This window comes from Dongia sp., from assembly GCF_041906375.1.
GTDB lineage: Bacteria > Pseudomonadota > Alphaproteobacteria > Dongiales > Dongiaceae > Dongia.
In genome coordinates this window covers 164,345-184,790 of the sequence record NZ_JAYRJJ010000002.1, presented here as the reverse complement: position 1 = coordinate 184,790, position 20,446 = coordinate 164,345, and the positions used below count along the sequence as shown (strand labels likewise).

Annotated in this window: 19 protein-coding genes and 2 riboswitches; of the genes, 5 read left to right on the top strand and 14 right to left on the bottom strand. The window is 63.5% G+C overall.

Features of this window, described 5'->3' with window-relative positions; genetic code table 11:
* Positions 1-12: 12 nt before the first annotated feature.
* The 7 genes from ACE3OA_RS07485 to ACE3OA_RS07455 all read right to left on the bottom strand — a co-directional run bounded on the left by ACE3OA_RS07485 (position 13) and on the right by ACE3OA_RS07455 (position 6,198).
* Entirely contained in the window at positions 13-375 is a 363-nt protein-coding gene (locus tag ACE3OA_RS07485; protein ID WP_374309563.1) for a tRNA-binding protein, read from the bottom strand.
* A gap of 108 nt (positions 376-483) precedes the next feature.
* Positions 484-2,013, bottom strand: a complete 1,530-nt coding sequence (gene gcvPB / locus ACE3OA_RS07480) for an aminomethyl-transferring glycine dehydrogenase subunit GcvPB (RefSeq protein ID WP_374309561.1) — start codon at positions 2,011-2,013, stop codon at positions 484-486.
* Positions 2,010-3,356: an aminomethyl-transferring glycine dehydrogenase subunit GcvPA gene (gene gcvPA / locus ACE3OA_RS07475; RefSeq protein WP_374309560.1), complete on the bottom strand. Its 1,347-nt coding sequence runs from the start codon at positions 3,354-3,356 to the stop codon at positions 2,010-2,012. The genes gcvPB and gcvPA overlap by 4 nt, the downstream gene beginning before the upstream one ends.
* Before the next feature lies 1 nt (position 3,357).
* Entirely contained in the window at positions 3,358-3,735 is a 378-nt protein-coding gene (gene gcvH / locus ACE3OA_RS07470; protein ID WP_374309558.1) for a glycine cleavage system protein GcvH, read from the bottom strand.
* A 78-nt stretch (positions 3,736-3,813) separates the two neighbouring features.
* Positions 3,814-4,956, bottom strand: a complete 1,143-nt coding sequence (gene gcvT, locus ACE3OA_RS07465) for a glycine cleavage system aminomethyltransferase GcvT (protein WP_374309556.1) — start codon at positions 4,954-4,956, stop codon at positions 3,814-3,816.
* A 68-nt stretch (positions 4,957-5,024) separates the two neighbouring features.
* Positions 5,025-5,149: riboswitch (glycine riboswitch) on the bottom strand.
* A gap of 3 nt (positions 5,150-5,152) precedes the next feature.
* Positions 5,153-5,259: riboswitch (glycine riboswitch) on the bottom strand.
* 101 nt (positions 5,260-5,360) lie between these two features.
* Complete coding sequence (locus ACE3OA_RS07460; protein WP_374309554.1) at positions 5,361-5,915, bottom strand: hypothetical protein; 555 nt, start codon at positions 5,913-5,915, stop codon at positions 5,361-5,363.
* A gap of 43 nt (positions 5,916-5,958) precedes the next feature.
* Complete coding sequence (locus ACE3OA_RS07455) at positions 5,959-6,198, bottom strand: CDGSH iron-sulfur domain-containing protein (RefSeq protein ID WP_374309552.1); 240 nt, start codon at positions 6,196-6,198, stop codon at positions 5,959-5,961.
* A gap of 264 nt (positions 6,199-6,462) precedes the next feature.
* On the opposite strand from ACE3OA_RS07455, the gene ispH reads away from it, so the two are divergent.
* Genes ispH through ACE3OA_RS07435 form a run of 4 tightly spaced genes read left to right on the top strand, consistent with a single transcriptional unit; the run spans position 6,463 to position 9,440 of the window.
* Positions 6,463-7,407: a 4-hydroxy-3-methylbut-2-enyl diphosphate reductase gene (gene ispH / locus ACE3OA_RS07450; protein ID WP_374309550.1), complete on the top strand. Its 945-nt coding sequence runs from the start codon at positions 6,463-6,465 to the stop codon at positions 7,405-7,407.
* Between the two features lie 33 nt (positions 7,408-7,440).
* Positions 7,441-8,400, top strand: a complete 960-nt coding sequence (locus ACE3OA_RS07445; protein ID WP_374309548.1) for a homoserine kinase — start codon at positions 7,441-7,443, stop codon at positions 8,398-8,400.
* The gene (rnhA, locus tag ACE3OA_RS07440; RefSeq protein WP_374309546.1) at positions 8,397-8,846 is read left to right on the top strand and encodes a ribonuclease HI; all 450 of its coding nucleotides are present in this window, start codon (positions 8,397-8,399) and stop codon (positions 8,844-8,846) included. Before ACE3OA_RS07445 ends, rnhA begins: the two co-directional genes overlap by 4 nt.
* Before the next feature lie 36 nt (positions 8,847-8,882).
* Positions 8,883-9,440, top strand: a complete 558-nt coding sequence (locus ACE3OA_RS07435; RefSeq protein WP_374309544.1) for a cysteine hydrolase family protein — start codon at positions 8,883-8,885, stop codon at positions 9,438-9,440.
* A 4-nt stretch (positions 9,441-9,444) separates the two neighbouring features.
* Here ACE3OA_RS07435 and recQ read toward each other — a convergent pair whose 3' ends face one another.
* The 3 genes from recQ to ACE3OA_RS07420 all read right to left on the bottom strand — a co-directional run bounded on the left by recQ (position 9,445) and on the right by ACE3OA_RS07420 (position 13,997).
* Entirely contained in the window at positions 9,445-11,310 is a 1,866-nt protein-coding gene (gene recQ, locus ACE3OA_RS07430) for a DNA helicase RecQ (protein ID WP_374309542.1), read from the bottom strand.
* An 82-nt stretch (positions 11,311-11,392) separates the two neighbouring features.
* Positions 11,393-11,875 carry a peroxiredoxin gene (locus ACE3OA_RS07425; RefSeq protein ID WP_374309540.1) on the bottom strand — a complete coding sequence of 161 codons (483 nt, stop codon included), beginning with the start codon at positions 11,873-11,875 and terminating at the stop codon, positions 11,393-11,395.
* A gap of 160 nt (positions 11,876-12,035) precedes the next feature.
* Positions 12,036-13,997 carry a protein-disulfide reductase DsbD family protein gene (locus ACE3OA_RS07420; protein ID WP_374309538.1) on the bottom strand — a complete coding sequence of 654 codons (1,962 nt, stop codon included), beginning with the start codon at positions 13,995-13,997 and terminating at the stop codon, positions 12,036-12,038.
* 138 nt (positions 13,998-14,135) lie between these two features.
* Between ACE3OA_RS07420 and ACE3OA_RS07415 the strand changes: the two genes are divergently transcribed.
* The gene (locus ACE3OA_RS07415; protein ID WP_374309536.1) at positions 14,136-14,681 is read left to right on the top strand and encodes a YqgE/AlgH family protein; all 546 of its coding nucleotides are present in this window, start codon (positions 14,136-14,138) and stop codon (positions 14,679-14,681) included.
* On the opposite strand, the gene ACE3OA_RS07410 is transcribed toward ACE3OA_RS07415, so the two are convergent.
* The 4 genes from ACE3OA_RS07410 to ACE3OA_RS07395 all read right to left on the bottom strand — a co-directional run bounded on the left by ACE3OA_RS07410 (position 14,658) and on the right by ACE3OA_RS07395 (position 20,317).
* Positions 14,658-15,302 (bottom strand): GNAT family N-acetyltransferase, encoded by a 645-nt coding sequence (locus tag ACE3OA_RS07410; protein WP_374309534.1) that lies wholly within the window; start codon positions 15,300-15,302, stop codon positions 14,658-14,660. The genes ACE3OA_RS07415 and ACE3OA_RS07410 overlap by 24 nt on opposite strands.
* 43 nt (positions 15,303-15,345) lie before the next feature.
* Complete coding sequence (locus tag ACE3OA_RS07405; protein WP_374309532.1) at positions 15,346-16,626, bottom strand: M16 family metallopeptidase; 1,281 nt, start codon at positions 16,624-16,626, stop codon at positions 15,346-15,348.
* A 20-nt stretch (positions 16,627-16,646) separates the two neighbouring features.
* The gene (gene thrC, locus ACE3OA_RS07400; protein WP_374309530.1) at positions 16,647-18,062 is read right to left on the bottom strand and encodes a threonine synthase; all 1,416 of its coding nucleotides are present in this window, start codon (positions 18,060-18,062) and stop codon (positions 16,647-16,649) included.
* Between the two features lie 164 nt (positions 18,063-18,226).
* Positions 18,227-20,317 (bottom strand): ATP-binding protein, encoded by a 2,091-nt coding sequence (locus ACE3OA_RS07395; protein WP_374309528.1) that lies wholly within the window; start codon positions 20,315-20,317, stop codon positions 18,227-18,229.
* Positions 20,318-20,446 lie beyond the last annotated feature (129 nt).

Below are 20,446 nucleotides of genomic sequence, written 5' to 3'. Positions count from 1 at the left end.
TACTTTCTAAAGTTAGTAGAGCCGGCCGCCATTGGGGATGCCGAGGGTAGGGGAAATCAACACCACCTCTCCCTGCTCGTCCGGGAAGCCCAGGACCAGGACTTCGGACATGAACTTGCCGATCTGCTTCCTGGGAAAATTGACGACGGCGGCCACCTGGCGGCCCGCCAGTTCATCCAGCGCATAGCGCCGGGTGATCTGCGCCGAGGAACGTTTGAGGCCGATCCCGGGCCCGAAATCGACCGTCAGCTTGTAGGCCGGCCGGCGCGCTTCCGGATAGGGCTCGGCGCTGACGATGGTGCCGACACGGATATCGACCTTGCGGAAGTCGTCATAGGTGATTTCGGCGGCGATCGGTTCGGGCTCAGCGGTCATGTCAGCGACTCATTTTGTGATGGGCTGCTGCATGTAAGCGGGCTTGGATGTACGAGGCAAGCAACCCCTCACCCCTTGGAATGGGGCGAGGGGTTGGGGCGAGAGGAATTACTCCGCCGCCTTCTTCGCTTCTTCCGGTTTCCAGCGCAGGATCGGCTGGCGCGCGGCCAGCGTTTCATCGAGGCGCCGGCGCGGCGTGTGATAGGGCGCGCCGTGGAAATAGTCGGCTTCGCCGGCCTTGGCGCGGCGCGCGAGCCCTTGCACCACTTCGATGTAGCGATCGAGGCCGATCTTGCTCTCGGTCTCGGTCGGTTCCATCAGCAGCGCACCATGGACGACCAGCGGGAAGTACATCGTCATCGGATGATAGCCCTCGTCGATCATCGCCTTGGCGAAATCGAGCGTGGTGACGCCGGTCCCTTCCAGGAAGTCGTCGTTGAACAGCGCCTCATGCATGCAGGTGCCGGGGAAGGCGGCTGTGAGATCGCCCTTGAGGCTCGCCTGCAGGTAGTTGGCGTTGAGGACCGCATCCCCCGAGACCTGGCGCAGGCCGTCGGCACCATGGCTGAGGATATAGGAGAGGGCGCGGGTGAACATGCCCATCTGGCCATGGAAGCCCTTGAGACGCCCGAAAGCCCCCTTTGATCCATCCGGGCCGTCATCGTGCTCCACCAGGTCGAAGCCGTTCGGCCCATGCGTCACATATGGGAGCGGTGCATAGGGGGCGAGGGCGGCGGAGAGCACGACCGGGCCGGAACCCGGGCCACCGCCGCCATGGGGCGTCGAGAAGGTCTTGTGCAGGTTGATGTGCATGGCATCGACGCCGAGATCGCCCGGCCGCACGCGGCCGACGATGGCGTTGAAATTGGCGCCGTCGCAATAGAAATAGCCACCGACGCCGTGGATCGCATCGGCGATGTCGATGATGTCGTTCTCGAACAGGCCGCAGGTGTTCGGGTTGGTGATCATCGTGCCGGCGACGTCGGGCCCGAGCTTGGCCTTGAAGGCCGCAAGATCGACCCGGCCACGCTCATCGGCGGGGACGGGATCGACTTCATAGCCGATCGAAGCGGCCGTGGCAGGGTTGGTGCCATGGGCCGATTCCGGAACCAGGATGCGCTTCCTGGCATCACCCTTGGCGAGTTGGGCGGCACGAATCGTGAGCATGCCGCAAAGTTCACCATGGGCACCGGCGGCCGGCGACATGGCCACGGCCGGCATTCCGGTCAGGGTCTTCAGCCAATGCGCCAGCGTGTCGATGACCTCAAGCGCACCTTGCACCGTCGAAACCGGCTGCATGGGATGAAGATCGGCAATACCCGGCAGGCGCGCGATCTTTTCGTTGATGCGCGGGTTGTGCTTCATGGTGCAGGAGCCCAGCGGATAGACCGACATGTCGATCGCATAGTTCTTCTGGCTGAGCTTGGTGTAGTGCCGCACCACTTGGGATTCGGCCAGGCCCGGCAGGCCGACCGCGCCTTTCCGCTTCACGCCGCCGAGGCGCTCCTTGTGCTTGGGCACGTCCGGCAGATCGACGCCGGAACGGCCGGGCACGTCCATCTCGAAGATCAACGGCTCTTCGAGCTGCAGGCCGCGATTGCCCGAGATGGTGTTGGTGAGGGGATTGGGTTTGGTCATTTCAGCACCTCTTTGAGGCCGGCTTCGAGAGCGCTCATCTCGGCCTCGGTGGTGAGTTCGGTGGCGGCGACGAGCAGCAGGTTCTCGGCCGCCTTGTCCTTGACCATGCGCGCCACCGGCACGCCGGCCAGAATGCGCTGCTTGGCGAGGGCTTCGACGACCGCAACGGCGGGCTTAGGCAGCTGCAGCGTGAACTCGTTGAAGAAACTGTCATTGAGCAGCTTCACACCGGGCAACGCGCCTAGGCGATCGGCCAGATTGCTGGCATTGGCGTGGTTGAGGGCCGCCAACTTGTTGAGGCCGGCTTCGCCCAGCAACGTCATGTGGATGGTGAAGGCCAAGGCGCAGAGGCCGGAATTGGTGCAGATGTTGCTGGTGGCCTTTTCGCGGCGGATATGCTGCTCGCGGGTGGACAGGGTCAGCACCCAGCCGCGCCGACCGTCGACATCGACGGTCTGCCCGGTGACGCGACCCGGCATCTGCCGCACGAATTTCTCGCGCACGGCAAAGAGGCCTACATAGGGACCGCCGAAGCCCAGCGGGTTGCCGATCGACTGGCCCTCGGCCACGACGATATCGGCACCCATTTCACCCGGCGGGGTCAGCAGGCCCAAGGATACCACCTCGGTCACGGCGACGATCAGCAGCGCGCCGGCGGCATGAACGGCCTCGGCCAGCTTGGTGAAGTCGCGGATATGGCCGAAGAAGCTGGGGTTCTGCACGACGACGCAGGAGACGTCGGGGCCGAGATGCTTGGCGAGGTCTTCCTTGCCGCTGGCATCGAGCGGGGCCGCCACAGTCTCGAAGCCGGTGTGGTGGCCATGGGTTTCCACGACTTCGCGGTAATGCGGATGCAGGCCGCCGGAGATGATGGCCTTCTTGCGCCTTGTCACGCGGTTGGCCATGGCGACGGCTTCGGTGGTCGCCGTGGCGCCGTCATACATCGAGGCGTTCGCTACATCCATGCCGGTGAGGAGCGCCACCTGGGTCTGGAATTCAAAGAGATATTGCAGCGTCCCCTGCGCCACTTCCGGCTGGTAGGGAGTATAGGAAGTGAGGAACTCGCCGCGCTGGATCAGATGGTCGACCGCCGCCGGCACATGGTGGCGATAGGCGCCGGCACCGAGGAAGCTCGGCGCCTGGTTGGTACCGAGATTCTTCTGCGCCATGGCGCCGATGAAGCGCTCGACCTCCATCTCCGACATGTGGTTGGAAAGGCCGGCGATAGGTGCCTTCAACAGCGCGCCGTTCGGCACGTCCGCATAAAGGCTATCGACCGAGGGTACCCCGACCTTGGCCAGCATTGTCTGGCGGTCGGGCTCGGTCAGCGGCAGGAAGCGCATGTCAGTGCAACCCCTCGCAATAGGTCTTGTAGGCGGCCTCATCCATGAGGGCGTCAAGCTCGGCTTTGTTCGACATCTTCACCTTGGCGAACCAACCCTTGCCCAGCGCATCTTCATTGACGGTGCCGGGCGTATCGCCCAGTGCCGCGTTCACTTCGACCACTTCGCCGGAGACCGGCGCATAGACTTCGCTCGCGGCCTTCACGGATTCGACGACGGCAAGCTCCTTGCCCTTTTCGATCTTCTTGCCGATGGCCGGCAGGTCGACGAAGACGACGTCGCCCAGCTGTTCCTGCGCATAGGGGCTGATGCCGATGGTGGCGACATCGCCCTCGACCTTCACCCATTCATGATCCTTTGCAAAGCGAATGCCGCTCATGGAACCTGTCTCCTCAGTTTTGTTGTGGCGCTTCGACGGATCGTCGCGCCGTTCCCCGGTGAAGCTGACCATTTCCTGTCAGCGTTGATAACGATGTGGCACGAAGGGCATAGCGGCGACCTTGGCCGGCAGGGCCTTGCCGCGCACCATGAGGTTGACCGCCGTGCCGGTGGCGGCATGCGCGGTCTCGACATAGCCCATGGCAACGGGTGCGCCGAGGCTGGGGCCAAATCCACCCGAGGTGATCTCGCCGATGATTCGGCCCTGCTGGTCGGTGATTTCGGTATGCGCCCGGGCCGGCGCCTTGCCCTCAGGCAAAATGCCGACGCGCTTCCTTGCCGGACCTTCCGCCAATTGGCGCTGCACGATGCCGGCGCCGGGAAAGCCGCCCTCGTCGCGGCGACGCTTCTGCATGGCCCAGACCAGATTGGCTTCGACCGGGTTGGTCTTTTCGGTGATGTCATTGCCATAAAGGCAAAGCCCGGCCTCCAGGCGCAGCGAGTCGCGGGCACCCAGGCCGATCGGCTTCACTTCCGGTTCCGTCAGCAACTTCCGGGTAAAGGCGACGATATCCGAATTGGCGACCGAGATTTCGAATCCATCCTCGCCCGTATAGCCGGAGCGGGTGGCGATGACGTCGCAGCCGGCCGCTTTCAATTTTGCACCGCTCATGAATTTGAGCTTGGCGCTTTCTGGGGCCAGCCGCGCGAAGACGGCGGCGGCCTTCGGCCCTTGCAGGGCGACAAGCGAGCGGTCGCCCAGCACCTCGATCTCGCAGCGGCCATTGAGATTGGCTTTGAGATGGGCGATGTCGGCATCCTTGCAGCCGGCATTGACGACCATGAAGATGTGGTCGCTCTCATCGCCCGGACCCATGCGGGTCACCATGAGATCGTCGAGGATACCGGCGGCATTGTCGGTGAAGAAGCTGTAGCGCTGCTGGCCGGGCTTCAGCCCCATGAAATCCGCCGGACATAGGCGCTCCAGCGCGGCAGCGGCGGCCGTGAAAGATTCGGCGCGGATGCGGATCTGGCCCATATGCGAGACATCAAACAGACCCGCAGCCTCGCGGGTGTGAAGATGCTCGGTCAGGATGCCGGCCGGGTATTGCACGGGCATGTCATAGCCGGCGAACGGCACCATCTTGGCGCCCAGTTCGACATGCAAATCATGCAGAGCGGTGGAAAGAAGGGGCGCATCGGCCCCGGTTGCGGCACTCACTTGGTAACCCTCCGACGAATGGCGACCGCGACCGGGAATTCCTCATTCGGATTTCCCGCGCGACCCCCCTCTGTCTTCGGAACCTGAGAGATTGGCCGTCGGCTGTCCTGCGCCATGAATGGCGCAAAACAAACTGGCGGTTTACTCCTTCGGTGGGATGAAGCCCAGGTGTGGGGCCATCCGCTTTCCAGAGTTTTTCCCCGTATCGGTCCTTTTGCCTGAGAGTTTCCGGGGGCGGTTGCTCCTTCGGCGCCTGACCCCAGTCACTCTGGCTGGGGCAAGGTCTCTCCCGACGACGGGTTTTGCCGCGCGCAACATGGGCCGCCGCGCGACTATCCGTCAAGCGGCATTTTTATGTGCAGATGCGGCATCGCCCGGTGGGCGATATTTGGAGAAGCGCAGCCTCAGAACTGCGGGTTGCGCCGGTTATAGGCCAATTCCTTCTCATTCACCGCAAGGCCGACATAGATGCGGTAGAAATCGCCGTTTTCGCCCTGCTTGAGCGGAACGAGAATGTTCACTTCATCCTGGGCGAGACCCTGGACCTTGGAGGCGGTGAAGGGAATCTCGACATCGAGGGTCTGGCTGGAAAGCTGGCTGCTGCCCGGGCCCGTGACGCGGATCCAGTAATTGAACTTGGCGGTGCTGTCCGGATTCTTCGGGCCGCGCGAGGCGGCGAATTCGACGCTCACTTCACTGCGAATCGTTGTTGCACCGGTACTCGTGTCCATCACGTAAGTGCAGAACGATTTGGAGCGGGCAATGCGCGCCTCGAACGACGTGTCGGCCAGATCTTCGCTTTCACCGACGAAGCGTGTGAGATAGGCAGCGTCCTGGACCACCTTGACCAGCGGGCATGGGCGCGATTGCTGCGGGACCGGGTCGTAGCAGCCGCTGAGCAACAGCACTCCACCCAGCGCGCACAGGAGATTTCGCCCAAATTTGTACATCGTGGTCATTGTCATCCTTTCCGCGCGTCCGGTGTCGATTCCAGGGGTTGGACTAGAGTTTGGAATGCGTACCGTCGCAAAGCGGTGCTTTATGGGAATGTTTGCAGCCGCAGAAGAACACGGCCTTGGCCTCGGTTGCGTCGAATTTCACGGGATTGAAGCCGGTTCCCTTATGCGATCCGTCGCAAAAGGGCTGCTTCTGGCTGCGCCCGCAGGCGCACCAGAAATAGGATTTGCCGGCTTCGACATCGACCTTGAAAGGCGCTTTCTGAGCGATCTGCGGATCCGTCATCGCGGCCTCTACCCCCGGAGCGGCCCGGCCGGCACACGCCTTGCTGGCAGCACCGAATCCTGACCGAATTAACCCTACTCGCGGACTTTAGTTGAGCGGTCAGGCTTCCACAAGCGGGGCCGGCAAACCCGGGCGCCGGCTTGACCGGATTCGATGCACGCATGAGCCTGTGGTATTGCGCCATTTGGCATTGCCTATAGGGTCGAAAACCCTATATTCCAGCCGAAATAACCCGACCAACACGGCCTTTCGGGAAAGCGTCCGATGAGCAAGAGCAAGCTGACCGTCTACCTGGCCGCCCCGCGCGGTTTTTGCGCCGGTGTCGACCGTGCGATCCAGATCGTCGAGCGGGCTTTGGAACGGTATGGCGCGCCGGTCTATGTGCGCCACGAGATCGTCCACAATCGGCATGTGGTCGAGGCGCTGGAGAAGAAGGGCGCCATCTTCGTCGAGGAACTGGACGAAATTCCAGGCCAGTTTCCGGTGGTCTTTTCGGCCCATGGTGTGCCCAAGGCCATCCCGGCGGAAGCCGAGCGGCGCGAATTGATGTATCTCGATGCCACCTGCCCGCTGGTCTCCAAGGTCCATCGCGAGGCCGAGGGCCATTTTGCCGCCGGCCAGCACATCATTCTCATCGGCCATGCCGGGCATCCGGAAGTCATCGGCACCATCGGTCAATTGCCGGAAGGCGCCGTCTCGCTGGTGGAGACGGCCGAGGATGCCGAGAAGATCGCCGTCAAGGACCCGCTGGCGCTGGCCTATATCACGCAGACGACGCTCTCCATCGACGACACGATCGGCATCATTTCGGTCCTGAAGCGCCGCTTCCCGGCCATCCATGGGCCGCGCAAGGAAGATATCTGCTACGCCACCACCAACCGCCAGCAGGCGGTGAAGGCGATCGCGGAAAAATGCGATCTGATGCTGGTGATCGGCGCGCCGAACTCGTCGAATTCGCGCCGCCTGGTCGAGGTCGCGCGCGTCGCCGGCTGTACGCAAGCCTATCTGGTGCAGAAGGCGGCGGAGATCGACTGGTCCTGGTTCGACGGCGTCAAGACCGTCGGCATCACGGCCGGGGCCTCGGCGCCGGAAATCCTGGTGCAGGAAGTGATCGGTTCCTTGCGCGACCGTTTCGACATCGACACCGACGAGGTTTCGGTCACCACCGAGACCACGCATTTCAAACTGCCCCGCGCCCTGACGGCATAGGGCTCGGCTGCATAACCAATCCGGAACATCGACATGGCTGTTTACACCGAAGTGCCGGATGGCGATCTCGCTGCCTTCGTCAAGGCCTATGACATTGGCGAGGTCGTCTCCTGCAAGGGCATTGCCGAAGGGGTCGAGAATTCGAACTTCCTCATACGCACGACCAGGGGCAGCTATATCCTGACCCTCTATGAAAAGCGCGTGAACCGGGACGATCTGCCGTTCTTCCTGGGCCTGATGGAGCACCTGGCAGCCAAGGGCCTCAGCTGCCCGACGCCGATCAAGGCGCGGGATGGTGGTTCCTTGCGCGAATTGTGTGGCCGGCCGGCGGCAATCATCAGCTTCCTCGAAGGCATGTGGCCGCGCCGTCCCAATGAGCGGCACTGCCAGCTGCTGGGGACGGCGATGGCCGAATTCCATTTGAAAGGGCGTGATTTCGCCTTGAAGCGGCCGAACAATCTTTCCCTTTCCGGCTGGCGCAATTTGGTCGCCAATACCAAAGACCGGGCGGACGAGGTTTCGCCGGGACTGGCCAAGATCATCCAGGACGAGTTGGCCTTCCTCGAGAAGAACTGGCCGCAGGATCTGGAGATCGGCGTCATCCACGCCGATCTTTTCCCCGACAATGTCTTCTTTCTGGGCGACCGCCTTTCCGGTCTCATCGATTTCTATTTCGCCTGCACGGATTACCTTGCCTACGACATCGCCATTTGCCTCAACGCCTGGTGCTTCGAGGTGATGGGCGAATTCAATGTCACCAAGACGAAGCTGATGATCGAAAGCTATGCGAAACTGCGTCCCTTGCCGGCGCAGGAATTGGCGGCGATGCCGATCCTCGCGCGCGGTGGAGCGCTCCGCTTCCTGCTGACGCGCCTCTATGACTGGCTCAACCATCCGCCGGGCGCCTTCGTACAGCCGAAGGATCCGCTGGAATATCTGAAGAAGCTGCGTTTCCACCAGCAGGCAGGCAGTGTCGCCGCCTACGGCCTATGACGACCGCACCCGATCTCAAGACCGTCGACGTCTTCACCGACGGCGCCTGCAGCGGCAATCCCGGCCCGGGCGGCTGGGGTGCTATCCTGCGCTATGGCGCGATCGAAAAGGAACTTTCCGGCGGCGAGGCGGCGACGACCAACAACCGCATGGAACTGATGGCGGCCATTGCCGCCATCGAGGCGATGAAGGCTACCACCCATGTGCGCCTCCATACCGACAGCCAATATGTGAAGAACGGCATCACCACCTGGATTCATGGCTGGAAGAAAAACGGCTGGAAGACAGCGGACAAGAAGCCGGTGAAGAATGTCGATCTGTGGCAGCGTCTGGACGCGGCGGTGAAAAGCCATAAGGTCGAATGGATCTGGGTCCGCGGCCATGACGGTCATGCCGAGAATGAACGCGCCGATGCGCTGGCGCGGGCTGCCATCCCCGGAAGGTGATAATCCCCGAACGCTTTAAGGAAAGGACGCCTTGCCATGACGAAAGCCTTGCTGATCATCGACGTACAGAAGGCGATCCTTGCCGGTGCGGGAACGACCGAAAGACAGCCGGTGCTCGACCGGGCGCTCGATGAAATGGTGGGGCGTCTGCAGGCCGTGCAGCAGCGGGCGCGCGCGGCGGGCGTGCCGGTCATCGTCGTGCAGCACAATGACCAGGGCGACCATCGCTTGGCGAAAGGCCAGCCGGGCTGGGAGTTGCGGCCGGAGATCGCGCCGTTGCCGGGCGAAGCGCTGGTGCACAAGACAGCTTGCGATTCATTTTATGAGACTGACCTTCAGGAACAGCTCCAGAAGCGCGGCATCACGCATCTCGTCATCGGTGGCTGCATGACGCAATATTGCGTCGACACCACCACGCGCCGTGCCGTCACCATGGGCTATGACGTGACGCTGCTCGGCGACGGCCATATGACCGGCGACCGCGGTGCCCTCACTTACGATCAGATCATCGCGCATCACAACCTGCTGCTCGATGGCTTTGATGCGGGCAAGCATGCGGTGACCGTGCAGAAGACTGCCGAAGTGGCGTTCTAGGCGCTCACCGGAACGCCGCCAGCACTTCCAGGAAATCGGCGCCGTAGCGCTTCATCTTGCGTTCGCCGATGCCGGGGATGTGCAGGAAGTCTTCCAGGCGCTGCGGCTTGGCCTGCGCAATCGCCAGCAAAGTCGCGTCATGAAAAATGACATAGGGTGGCAGATTCTGTGCCGTGGCAAGGTCGCGGCGGCGGTTGCGCAAGGCATCCCACAGATCCGGCGCCACATCGGCGCGGGTGAGGGCAGCGGCGGTCGTCGCTTCCGCCGTGCCGTTGCGGCGCGGGCGATTGCCGCGGCCCATCTTCACCGTCGGGCGGCGCATCATCAGCGTGGCTTCGCCCTTGAGCAGCGGCCGCGCCGTTTCGCTCACCGCCAGGGTGTTGAACTGGTCGCTCTGCACGATGAGATAGCCTAGCGACACCAGCTGGCGCGCCAGCGATTTCCAGATCTGCGCGTCTACGTCACGGCCGATGCCGAAGACCGGCAGTTGCTCGTGGCCAAAGCGCGTCACCTTGTCCGTCGCCTCGCCGCGCAGCACGTCGACGAGATGACCGACGCCGAAGCGCTGGCCCGTGCGCCAGCAGGCCGAGAGCAGTTTCTGCGCCGGCACGCTCGCATCCCAGCTTTCACCGGGCTCCAGGCAGATATCGCAATTGCCGCAGGGTTGCGATTCCTCGCCGAGATAGGACAGCAGCGCCACGCGGCGGCAGGTCGTCGCCTCGCAGAAGGCCAGCAGCGCATCGAGCTTGCGCCGGCTCACCACCTTGCGCTGGTCGGAAAGCTCCGATTCCTCGATGCGCCGGCGCAACAGCACGACATCGGCGAGGCCGAAGGCCAGCCAGGCATCGGCGGCGGCGCCATCGCGGCCGGCGCGCCCGGTTTCCTGGTAATAGGCCTCAATGGAACTGGGGAGGTCGAGATGGGCGACGAAGCGCACGTCCGGCTTGTCGATCCCCATGCCGAAGGCGATGGTCGCCACCATGACAATGCCGTCTTCGCGCAGGAACCGCTCCTGGTTGCGGCGCCGCGTCTCCGCATCCATGCCGGCGTGATAGGGCAGGGCCTTGATCTTATGTGTGGCGAGCCAGGCTGCGGTTTCGTCGACTTTCTTCCGGGACTGGCAATAGACGATGCCGGCGGCACCCACATAATCGCCCTCGATCAGCGCCAGCAGCTGGCGCTTGGCATCGGTCCGCTCCACCACCCGGTAGCGGATGTTCGGCCGGTCGAAGGAGGTGAGATAAACCTCGGCCTCCTCGAGCGCCAGGCGGGTACGGATCTCGGCCCGTGTCTCGCGGTCGGCTGTGGCGGTGAGTGCTATCCGCGGCACATCGGGAAATTGCTGATGCAGCACGGATAGCTGAATATATTCGGGGCGGAAATCATGCCCCCATTGCGACACGCAATGCGCCTCGTCGATGGCGAAAAGGGCGATCTTCAGCGTGTGCAGCAGGTCCAGGAAGCGGGGTGTCAGCAGCCGCTCCGGGGCCACATAGAGGAGTTGCAGGGTGCCCTGGCGCAACTGCGCCTCGACAGCGCGCATTTCATCGAGCGATTGGCTGGAATTGAGGACGGCCGCGGCAACACCCATCTGCTGCAACGCGGCCACTTGGTCCTGCATCAGGGCGATGAGCGGCGAGACGACGATGCCGACCCCGTCACGCAGCATGGCGGGAATCTGATAGCAGACCGATTTGCCCCCGCCCGTCGGCATGAGGACCAGCGCATCGCCGCCCTTTACCACATGGTCGATGATTTCCGCCTGCCGGCCGCGAAACGCTTCGTGGCCATAGACGCGGTGCAGGATGTCGAGGGCCGCTGCCAGTGTATCGAAGGGCAGTGAATCGAGGGGCGGCGAATCGGCCGGCATGAATTTTCCAATAGAAAAGCGGGGTGGCGGTCCAGAGGATCGATTCTGGACCGCCACCCCGCTTTGGGCAAGTTCTTAAGGCTTAGAGGACCTTCAGCACGGCTTCGGCGCTGGAAACCTCGAAGGCGCCCGGCGCTTCGACATTAAGCGCCTTCACCTTGCCGTCCTCGACCACCATCGCATAGCGGCTCGCGCGCAAGCCCATGCCGTAGCCGGAACCGTCCATGGTGAGGCCCACGGCCTTGGAGAAATCGGCATTGCCATCGGCCAGCATCAGCACCTTGTCGCCGGCATTCTGCGCCTTGCCCCAGGCATCCATCACGAAGGCATCGTTGACCGAGAGGCAGGCGATGGTGTCGACGCCCTTGGCCTTGAGGGCCGCCGCGTTGTTGACGAAGCCCGGCAGATGCTTGGCCGAGCAGGTCGGCGTGAAGGCGCCGGGCAAGGCGAACAGCACCACTTTCTTGCCCTTGAAGATATCGTCGGTGGAGAGGGTCTGCATGCCGTCCTTGTCCATCGTCTTCAACGAGACCGACGGAATCTTGTCGCCAACCTTAATCGTCATGAATGAGATCCTTTCCTAGAGTTCCGACATCCGGCCGAGCCAGCGTCATTGCCAGTGCAGTGCCCGCAACAATTGGCGGAGCGGCAAATCAATACGGGAGTAGATATAGGCCCGGCCCGGCCCCATTGCCAAGCGGGCAAAGTCATTCGCAAAAATGCGGTTATTTGGCTTGCTGCAGCGCCGTCATGACAACGTCACTGGACAGAAGCTCCGGCAGCAGGATGCCGTCCGGCGCCCCGGGGCCATAGACGACATTCATCGGAATCCCGAATCGGCCGAAGCTCGCCAGATAGGCGCTGATGGCGGGATCCGGCCTGGTCCAATCGGCCAGCATGGCTTGGGTGGCACCAAGGGCATCCGCGACCGGTGCCTGCGTCAGGACGAATTCCTTGTTGGCCTTGCAGGTGAGGCACCATTCGGCGGTGACGTCGACGAAAACGACCCGGCCCTGCTTGACGAGATCCGGTATGGCCGCCGCATCGAACTTCTGCCAGGCGATGCCGTCATCGCGCGGCGCCGCGGCCACCAATCCCGTCTGCTGCACCAGAATGAAGCCGAGCCACAAGCCGGTGGCGGCCAGCGACAGGCCCAGCGCGCGTTTCAGCCACAGCATCCAGCGGCCCGGTCGCGGCAGCCAGGCGACAAGGCGCGGCACAGCGGCGATGGTGAGATAGGGCAGCGCCAGGCCAAGACCGAGGGCGAGAAAGATGACAAGGATTTCGCCGGGTCCCCGCGCCAAGGCAAAGCCCACGGCGGTGCCGACCAGCGGCGCCGAACAGGGTGTGGCAAGGATGGTTGCCAGCACGCCACTGAGAAAACTGGCGAGCAACGGCCGGCGCGGTTCGGACCTGTCGGCGAGATTGCCGAGTGCCCCCGCAATCGCCGGCACCGGAATCTGGAACCAGCCCCATACGTTTGCGGCCAGGCCAAAGCAGAGCAGAGCGAGGAAGCCGAGGAAGAGCGGCTGCTGGAACTGGATGCCCCAGCCGATCGTCTCGCCGCTCGCCTTGACGGCGATAAGAATGCCGGCGAGAACGCCGAAGGCGCTGACGATGCCGGCGGCACTGGCAAGAAATCCGGCGCGCATATGGCGCCGCGCCGTGCCCGCATGTTCCAGTACATGGCTGAGTTTCAGCAGCAGCACCGGCAGCACGCAGGGCATGACGTTGAGGATGAGTCCGCCGGCGAGGGCCACCAGCAGCATCGGCCACAAGGCAGGCGCATCCGGCGCGATCGCGGGCGCGCCGATCGACGCGACGAAAATACCCGGCACCAAAGTCTGTTCAAGTGCACGCTCGCCATCGAACAGGGTGAAGGTCAGCGCCGTCGTTGCGGGATCCGGTCCTGCCTCTTCGCGCTCGAAGGGCAAATCGAGCCGCGCACTTTGGCCGCCTTCCAGAAGCTCCACCTTCGGCTTGTCGAAATAGAGACCGCTCGGCGCTTCCACGATGGCATCTGGATGCACCAGCGGGGCGCCGTCCGAGCGCAAAGTGACGCTGAGGGTGCCGTTCGCGATACGCAAGTCCTGGACGGAGAAGCGCGCCTTGGCACCGGCATCGGGCACCAGCGCCTGGTAACGGCTGATGAGGGCCGCATCCTCGCTGACCGCGGCAAGGCCTGCCGGCAAATCGAGCGACAGTTGATGCTCGTAAGGAATGCAGACCTGCTCGCAGACGAGATAGCGCAGCTTCGCGCGCAAGGCGACCGGCTGGCCCGGCTGCTGCGGCGTCAGGGTGAGGGGAAAGACGATTTCCCCGCCATAGCCGAAAGTCTGCAGGCCGAAGAGTTCGAAGCGATGCGGCACCGGATAGGAGAATTCCGCGGCCGCCACATTGCTTGATCCTGTGATATCGAACGTGGGGGCGAAGCCCGCATCGCCGGGGCTGCGCCAATAGGTCTTCCAGCCGGGCTTCAGGGTCATGGCGACGCCCAGCGGCACTTTTGCGAGATCGCCGGCGGCGGTCACGGCCGAAATGAGGCGAACTTCAGTCTGATCGGTTTTGGCACTGTCCTGCGCCAGGGCGGGGTTCTGCGAAAAAACAAGCAGAAGCCCCAGCGCGAGCCCCTTAAGGCGCGCGCCGACCGGCCATCGCAAAGACTTGATGCAAATTGCTTGATTCACTATTTGCCAACTTTCCGGCGCAATTATACCCTCAGCTTCTACGGATGGCGCTGCCGGCTTGTTTCAGCGGCGGCGCGTCATTTTGCCGCCACCTACGGATTGGTCGCCATGCACAAAGGGCTTTTACATCAGGGCTTTATGACGGGGCAACTGCTCGTCGCGATGCCGCAGATGCGCGATGCCCGTTTCACCCGTACGGTCATCTATCTGTGCGCCCATACCAGCGACGGCGCCATGGGGCTCATCCTCAACCGATTGGTGGGCGCCCTCAGTTTCCCCGATTTGCTGAGCCAGCTCGGCATCGACTCGGTGCAGAACGCCGAACATATCCGCATCCGCTCCGGCGGCCCGGTCGAAACGGGCCGTGGCTTCGTCCTGCATTCGGTCGATTATGTCGAGGATGCCACGCTGAAGGTCGGTTCCGAAATCGGCCTCACCGCCACGCTCGACATCCTGCGCGACATCGCCGCCGGCCAGGGCCCGCGCCGCTCGGTGCTGGCCCTGGGTTATGCCGGCTGGGGCCCGGGGCAGCTGGACGCCGAAATGCAGGCCAATGCCTGGCTCAACGTGCCCGCCGACGAGGAACTCATCTTCGACGACGACCTCAACGACAAATGGGAACGCTGCATCGGCAAGCTCGGCGTCAACCTCACCGCACTATCAGGCGATATCGGTCACGCGTGACTCTGCCGCATAATCCTCCGCCAGCAATTGGTGGCAGAGGTGATCGCGCCATGTGCCGGCGATCTTGAGATAGGCCGGCGCCAGCCCGACTTGGTGAAAGCCGCAGCGGCGCAGCAATTCGCGGCTGGGGGTGTTGTCTGGAATGCAGGCGGCATCGATGCGGTGGAGGCCGAGGCCCGGCTGATCTTCACCTTGGCTAGCGAAGGCAAAGGGCAGCAAAACCTGTAAGGCCGCGTGCATCAGCCCGCGCCCGGCAAAGGGCTCGCCCATCCAATAACCCAGGTTGCAGCATTGCGCCGACAGGCGTCGCACATTGTTGAGATTGACACCGCCCAGCAGCGCATCCTTGGCAAGACCGTTGCGGCCGGTTGCGAAAATATGGAAGGCATAGCCGAGGTCGCTATTCCACTCGCGCAACACGCGGTTGATGCGATTGCGGTAGGTGCCGCGGGAGAGAGCATTTTCGCCCCAGAGCGGTTCCCAGGGTTCGAGGAAGGCGCGGCTATGCGCGCGCAAATCCGCCCAGGCTCGATAATCCGCCATCAAGGGCGGGCGCAGATAGACGAATTCCCCCCTCAGCACCGGCGGTGCCGGCCGATAGGTCGGTTCGAACAGGAACATGCGGCTTCCTCAGAGCTGCTTCCTCAGGCCGGTCGGCATGGGCTCAAGCCTGCAGGCGGCCGCGCAAAGATGCAAGGTCCATGACCTGTCCGACCGGTCCCATGGCCGTGAGCGTGGGATTGCTGGCGATGAGGCGCCGGGCCACGCGGACCAGATCGGGAATGCCGACGGCATCGACCTTGGCGACGATCTCGGCCGGGGTCAGCACCCGGTTGTGGATCAGCAATTGCGCGGCCAGATGTTCGCAGCGGGCCGAGGTCTTTTCGCGCGACATCAGAATGCCGGCCTTGAGCTGGGCCGCCGCCCGGCGCGTCTCTTCTTCCGAGATATCGTGCGGCAGCTTGAGCAGTTCGTCGCAGACGATGGGGAGCAATTCCTTGGCCTCATCCTCGCCCGTGCCGGCATAGATACCGAAGAGGCCGGCATCGTTCCAGGCGCTGGCGAAGCTGTGGATGCCATAAACCAGTCCGCGCTTCTCACGTACTTCCTGGAAGAGGCGCGAGGACATGCCGCCGCCGAAGAGCTGCGACAGCACGGCGCTGGCATAGTAGTCGGGATCGTGGACGCCGATGCCTTCAAAACCCAGCAGGATATGCGCCTGCTCTAGCTCGCGGCCATAGCGCGTCTCGCCACCCCGATAGCGCGCCGCTTCCGGTGCGCCGGTATGGCCCTGCGGCAGGTGGTCGAAGGCCTTGAGCGCAAGATCGACAAGGCGCGTGTGCTCCAGATTGCCGGCAGCTGCCAGCACCATGTTGCCGGGCCGATAGCGACTGTTCTGATAGGCGGCGATCTCCTCCGCCTTCAGCGCGGCGATAATGTCGGCGCGCCCCAGCACCGGGCGTCCCATGCTCTGATCGGGAAAGGCCGCTTCCTGAAAATAGTCGAAGACGATGTCGTCCGGCGTGTCCTCGGCCTGCCCGATCTCCTGCAGGATGACGCCGCGCTCGCGTTCCAGTTCCGTCGCGTCATAGGTCGAATGCTGCAGGATGTCGGCAATGATATCGACGGCGAGCGGCAGATCGGCGGCCAGGACCTTGGCGTAATAGGCCGTCTGTTCGCGCCCCGTATAGGCGTTGAGCACACCGCCCACATTCTCGATCTCGACGGCGATGTCGCGTGCCGACCGGCGCCTGGTGCCCTTGAAGGCCATATGTTCGAGGAGGTGCGAGACGCCGTTCTCCGCCGCTTCCTCATGCCGTGTGCCGATGCCGACCCAGACGCCGAGCGAGACGGTTTCGACCGATGCCATGCGGTCGCTGGCGATGCGGAAGCCGTTATCGAGCGTCGTAACCTCGACGCTCGTATCCGCTTTGCTGGTGATCATGTCCAATACGATGGGATCCGTTACCTGTTATGCCCAAGCCGGGTGTGGGCGAGGACATAGTCTTGCACCTTCTTGAGGTCGTTGGGTAGCTCCGAAAGGCGCTCCTTGCGGCTGAGCAGGTCCGAGAGATGCGCCGGCAGACCCGGGCGGATGCCGGTGGCCTTTTCAACGGCGTCCGGGAACTTTGCCGGATGCGCGGTTGCCAGCGCGATGGTGGGCGTGGCGTCGGACTTGCCGGCCTTGCGCTGCTCCAGCGCGGCCGCGATGCCGATGGCCGAATGCGGGTCGACCAGCATGCCGGTGCGCTTATGGATATCGCGCATGGCGGCCAGGGTCTCGCGATCATCGAGGCGATGTGCCTTGAACAGCTTGGCCGTTTGCGCCCAGCCCCTTTTCGGCGCGGTGAAGCTGCCGGTTTCGCGGAAGGCCGTCATCGCGGCGCCCAGTCTGTCGCCCTTGCGGTCGAAGAGATCGAACAGCAGGCGCTCGAGATTGCTGGAGACCTGGATGTCCATCGAGGGCGACAGCGATGGCGCGACCTTGCTCATCTTCATGGCGCCGGAATGGAAGAAGCGCGTCAGGATGTCGTTGCGGTTCGAGCCGACGATGAGCTGCTGGATGGGCAGGCCCATGGCGCGGGCGGCATAACCGGCAAAGACGTTGCCGAAATTGCCGGACGGGACAGCGAAATTGACGGCGCGATCCGGGGCGCCGAGCGCCAGGGCGCCGGTCACGTAATAGACGATCTGCGCCATCACGCGCGCCCAGTTGATCGAATTCACCGCCGACATGTTGACCCGGTCGCGGAAGGCGGGATCGTTGAACATGGCCTTGACCATGTCCTGGCAATCGTCGAACGATCCGTCGATGGCGATGTTGTGGATGTTGTCGGCCTCGATCGTCGTCATCTGCCGGCGCTGCACTTCCGAGACGCGGCCCTTGGGATGCAGGATGAAGATGTCGATCGACTGCCGGTTCTTGCAGGCCTCGAGCGCGGCCGAGCCGGTGTCGCCCGAGGTGGCGCCGACCACGGTGATGCGCTCGCCGCGCTCCTTGAGGACGATGTCGTAGAACTGCCCCAGCATCTGCAGCGCCACGTCCTTGAAGGCGAGCGTGGGTCCATGGAACAGTTCCATCAGCCACAGGCTCTCGTCGATCTGGACCAGCGGCGCCACGGCCTGGTGGCGGAAGCTGCCATAAGCGGCCTTCAGCGCCTTCTCCAACTGGGTGGGCTTCAAGGTGGTGCCGATGAAGGGCTTCATCACCGCCCCCGCCACATCCACATAGGGCTTGCCGGCAAGCTTGCGGAACTGCGCATCGCTCCATTGCGGCCAGGCTTCCGGCACGTAAAGGCCGCCGTCGCGGGCCAAGCCCGTGAGCAGAGCCGCCTCGAAATTGAGTTTCGGCGCCTGGCCGCGGGTGCTGATGTAACGCAAGGGGAAACCTCGTCTGGTTCGGGGCGAAATCGGGCTCAAATTAGGGGGGCCGGGGCCCCCTGACAAGCAATGCCGGGGCCTTCGGGCGGGCAACGGCCTTGCGAAATTGTCATGGTGAACGGCCCCCGGGCGCAAATTGGGGGCCAAAATGGGGGGCTATCCGATCAGGGCGTCATCTGGCGCGCTGCCGGCTCCAGCGCATGCAGCCGCGTCTCGGGCAGGATCAGGGTTACGACGGTGCCCCGGCCAAGCTCGCTGTCGATGGTGACCTTGCCGCCATGCATTTCCGCGAGCTTTTGCGAAATGGCGAGGCCCAATCCGGTGCCTTCGCGCTTGTGGCGGAAGTCGGCGCCGGAGCCCTGGAAGAAGGGCTCGAAGATGCGCGCCAAGGTCTCTGCGCCCATGCCGATGCCCTGGTCGGAAACCGAGATGGAAATGCCGTCTGCACCCGCTGCCGGTGGGCGGCGGACGGAAATTCTGACGATACCGCCGGCGTGGCTGAACTTGACCGCGTTGGAGACAAGATTGATCAGGATCTGGCGGATGCTGCGCTGGTCGGCATGCAAGCCGAGATTGCTGACCGGATTATCGATCTCGATGGTGACGCCCCGCTTGGCGGCCTCGCGTTCGTTGAGGCGGGCGGAGCCGCTGATGATGGGGCCGAGATCACCCAATTCCTCGTTGAGCTCGAAACGCCCGGCCTCGATCTTCGACATGTCGAGGATATCGTTGATGAGGGCCAGCAGATGCTGTCCGGAATCGGCAATGTCCTCAATATATTCGCGTTGCTTGGTGGTGAGGCTGCCGAAGGATTCCGCGTTCAGCACTTCGGCGAAGCCGATGATGGAGTTCATCGGCGTCCGCAGTTCGTGGCTCATCGAGGCGAGGAAGCTCGATTTGGCCCGGTTCGCCTGTTCGGCATGGAGGCGCGCTTCCTGCAACTCGCGCTCGCGCTGGGCCAGTGCCAGTTCGCGGCTTTTGAGCACGGTGACGTCGGTCATCATGCCGCGCAACTCCAGCGATCCGTCGACCTTGTGGTCGATGCGGAAGAGGTCGCGGATCCAGACGGTCGACCCGTCGCGGTGAATGAGGCGATACTCCCATTCGTAGTCCTGGCCCGGCTTCAGGTCGCGGCCGGTGATCCGCTCCATCCGTTCCCGGTCCTCGGGCGCCATGAAGCTGAACCAGGCCTTCGGTTTCTGCCATTCGCCGACGGAATATCCCGTCATCGCCTCGATGCGATCGCTGATGAAGCTGTAGGTGATGAAGTCCGGCCCCGGCATGGCGTAGGGCGAGACCTTGTTGTTGTCGATGAGGATCTTGAGGCGCGATTCATTCTCGGCGATGCGGTCCTGCTGCCGGTCATGTTCCGACCGCGCCACCGCAACCGCCACCAGCCCCAGCTCGCAGCTGAGCAGGAACAGCATCAGCGCGGCATGCTCATGCGTTCCGGCGATATGGTGGAACAGAATGGCGCCGTGGTGCGAGCCGGTCACCATGATGAGGGCGAAGGCGAGTGCCGCGAGCGTGGCGCCGCGGCGGCCGTAATGAGTCAGTGCATAGAATGCCAGCGGGAGTGCCAGGATGCAGGCGAAGACCAGTTCCCGGATGATGGCGAGCGGCGTGTGCAGGCTCAGCCACAGCAGCAGCCCGATCATGGCCAGGACCCAGGCGAGTTCGGCGCGGAACGGCGGGCGCGACTGGACCTGGGTCGTCCAGACCAGCAAGAAAGGAACGACCGCCAGCAGGATCACTGCATTGGTGGCGAGCATGACGACGAAGGCCGGGAGCGGATCCCGGATGATGCCCAGCATCGCACCGATCGTGGTGGTGACGAGAAACACCAATGCCGGGACGATAAGGGCCGCCAGCAGCAGCAATTTCCAGAGATCACGTTGCAGGCGCAGGCGCAGGTCGATCGGAATGGCCACCCGTGTCGCCACATAGGCGATGCCGGCGCCGACCAGGTCGGCCGTGCCGGCGGCGATCGCCGTGGGCCATTCGCCCTGGATCAGGTAACGCGCGACGATGCCGATGGCGAGCAGGGCCGGCGCCGACCGCCAACCCAACAGCAACAGCGGGGCAAGGAGGAGCGCAGGCGCCCCCCATTGGATCGCCGCCAGCTCCGGCCAAAAGGCCGCGATATCGGAATTGATGCGATAGGCATAGGCCGTGCCCAGCAGCGCCAGCAAAGCCACATAGGGCCGCCGTGCCGGTTCAATTGTCGCCCAGGATCTGCCGCCGCTTTTCGTCATCCATCCCCACCGGGTCGCATGCTGCCAATCGGGGCCGTACAACTCAAGCGATTAAGTGATTTCTCTAATTTCTCACATGCACAAGTGTGTGCATCCACCTCGACATAGGCCGGAAATCCAGTCAAATGC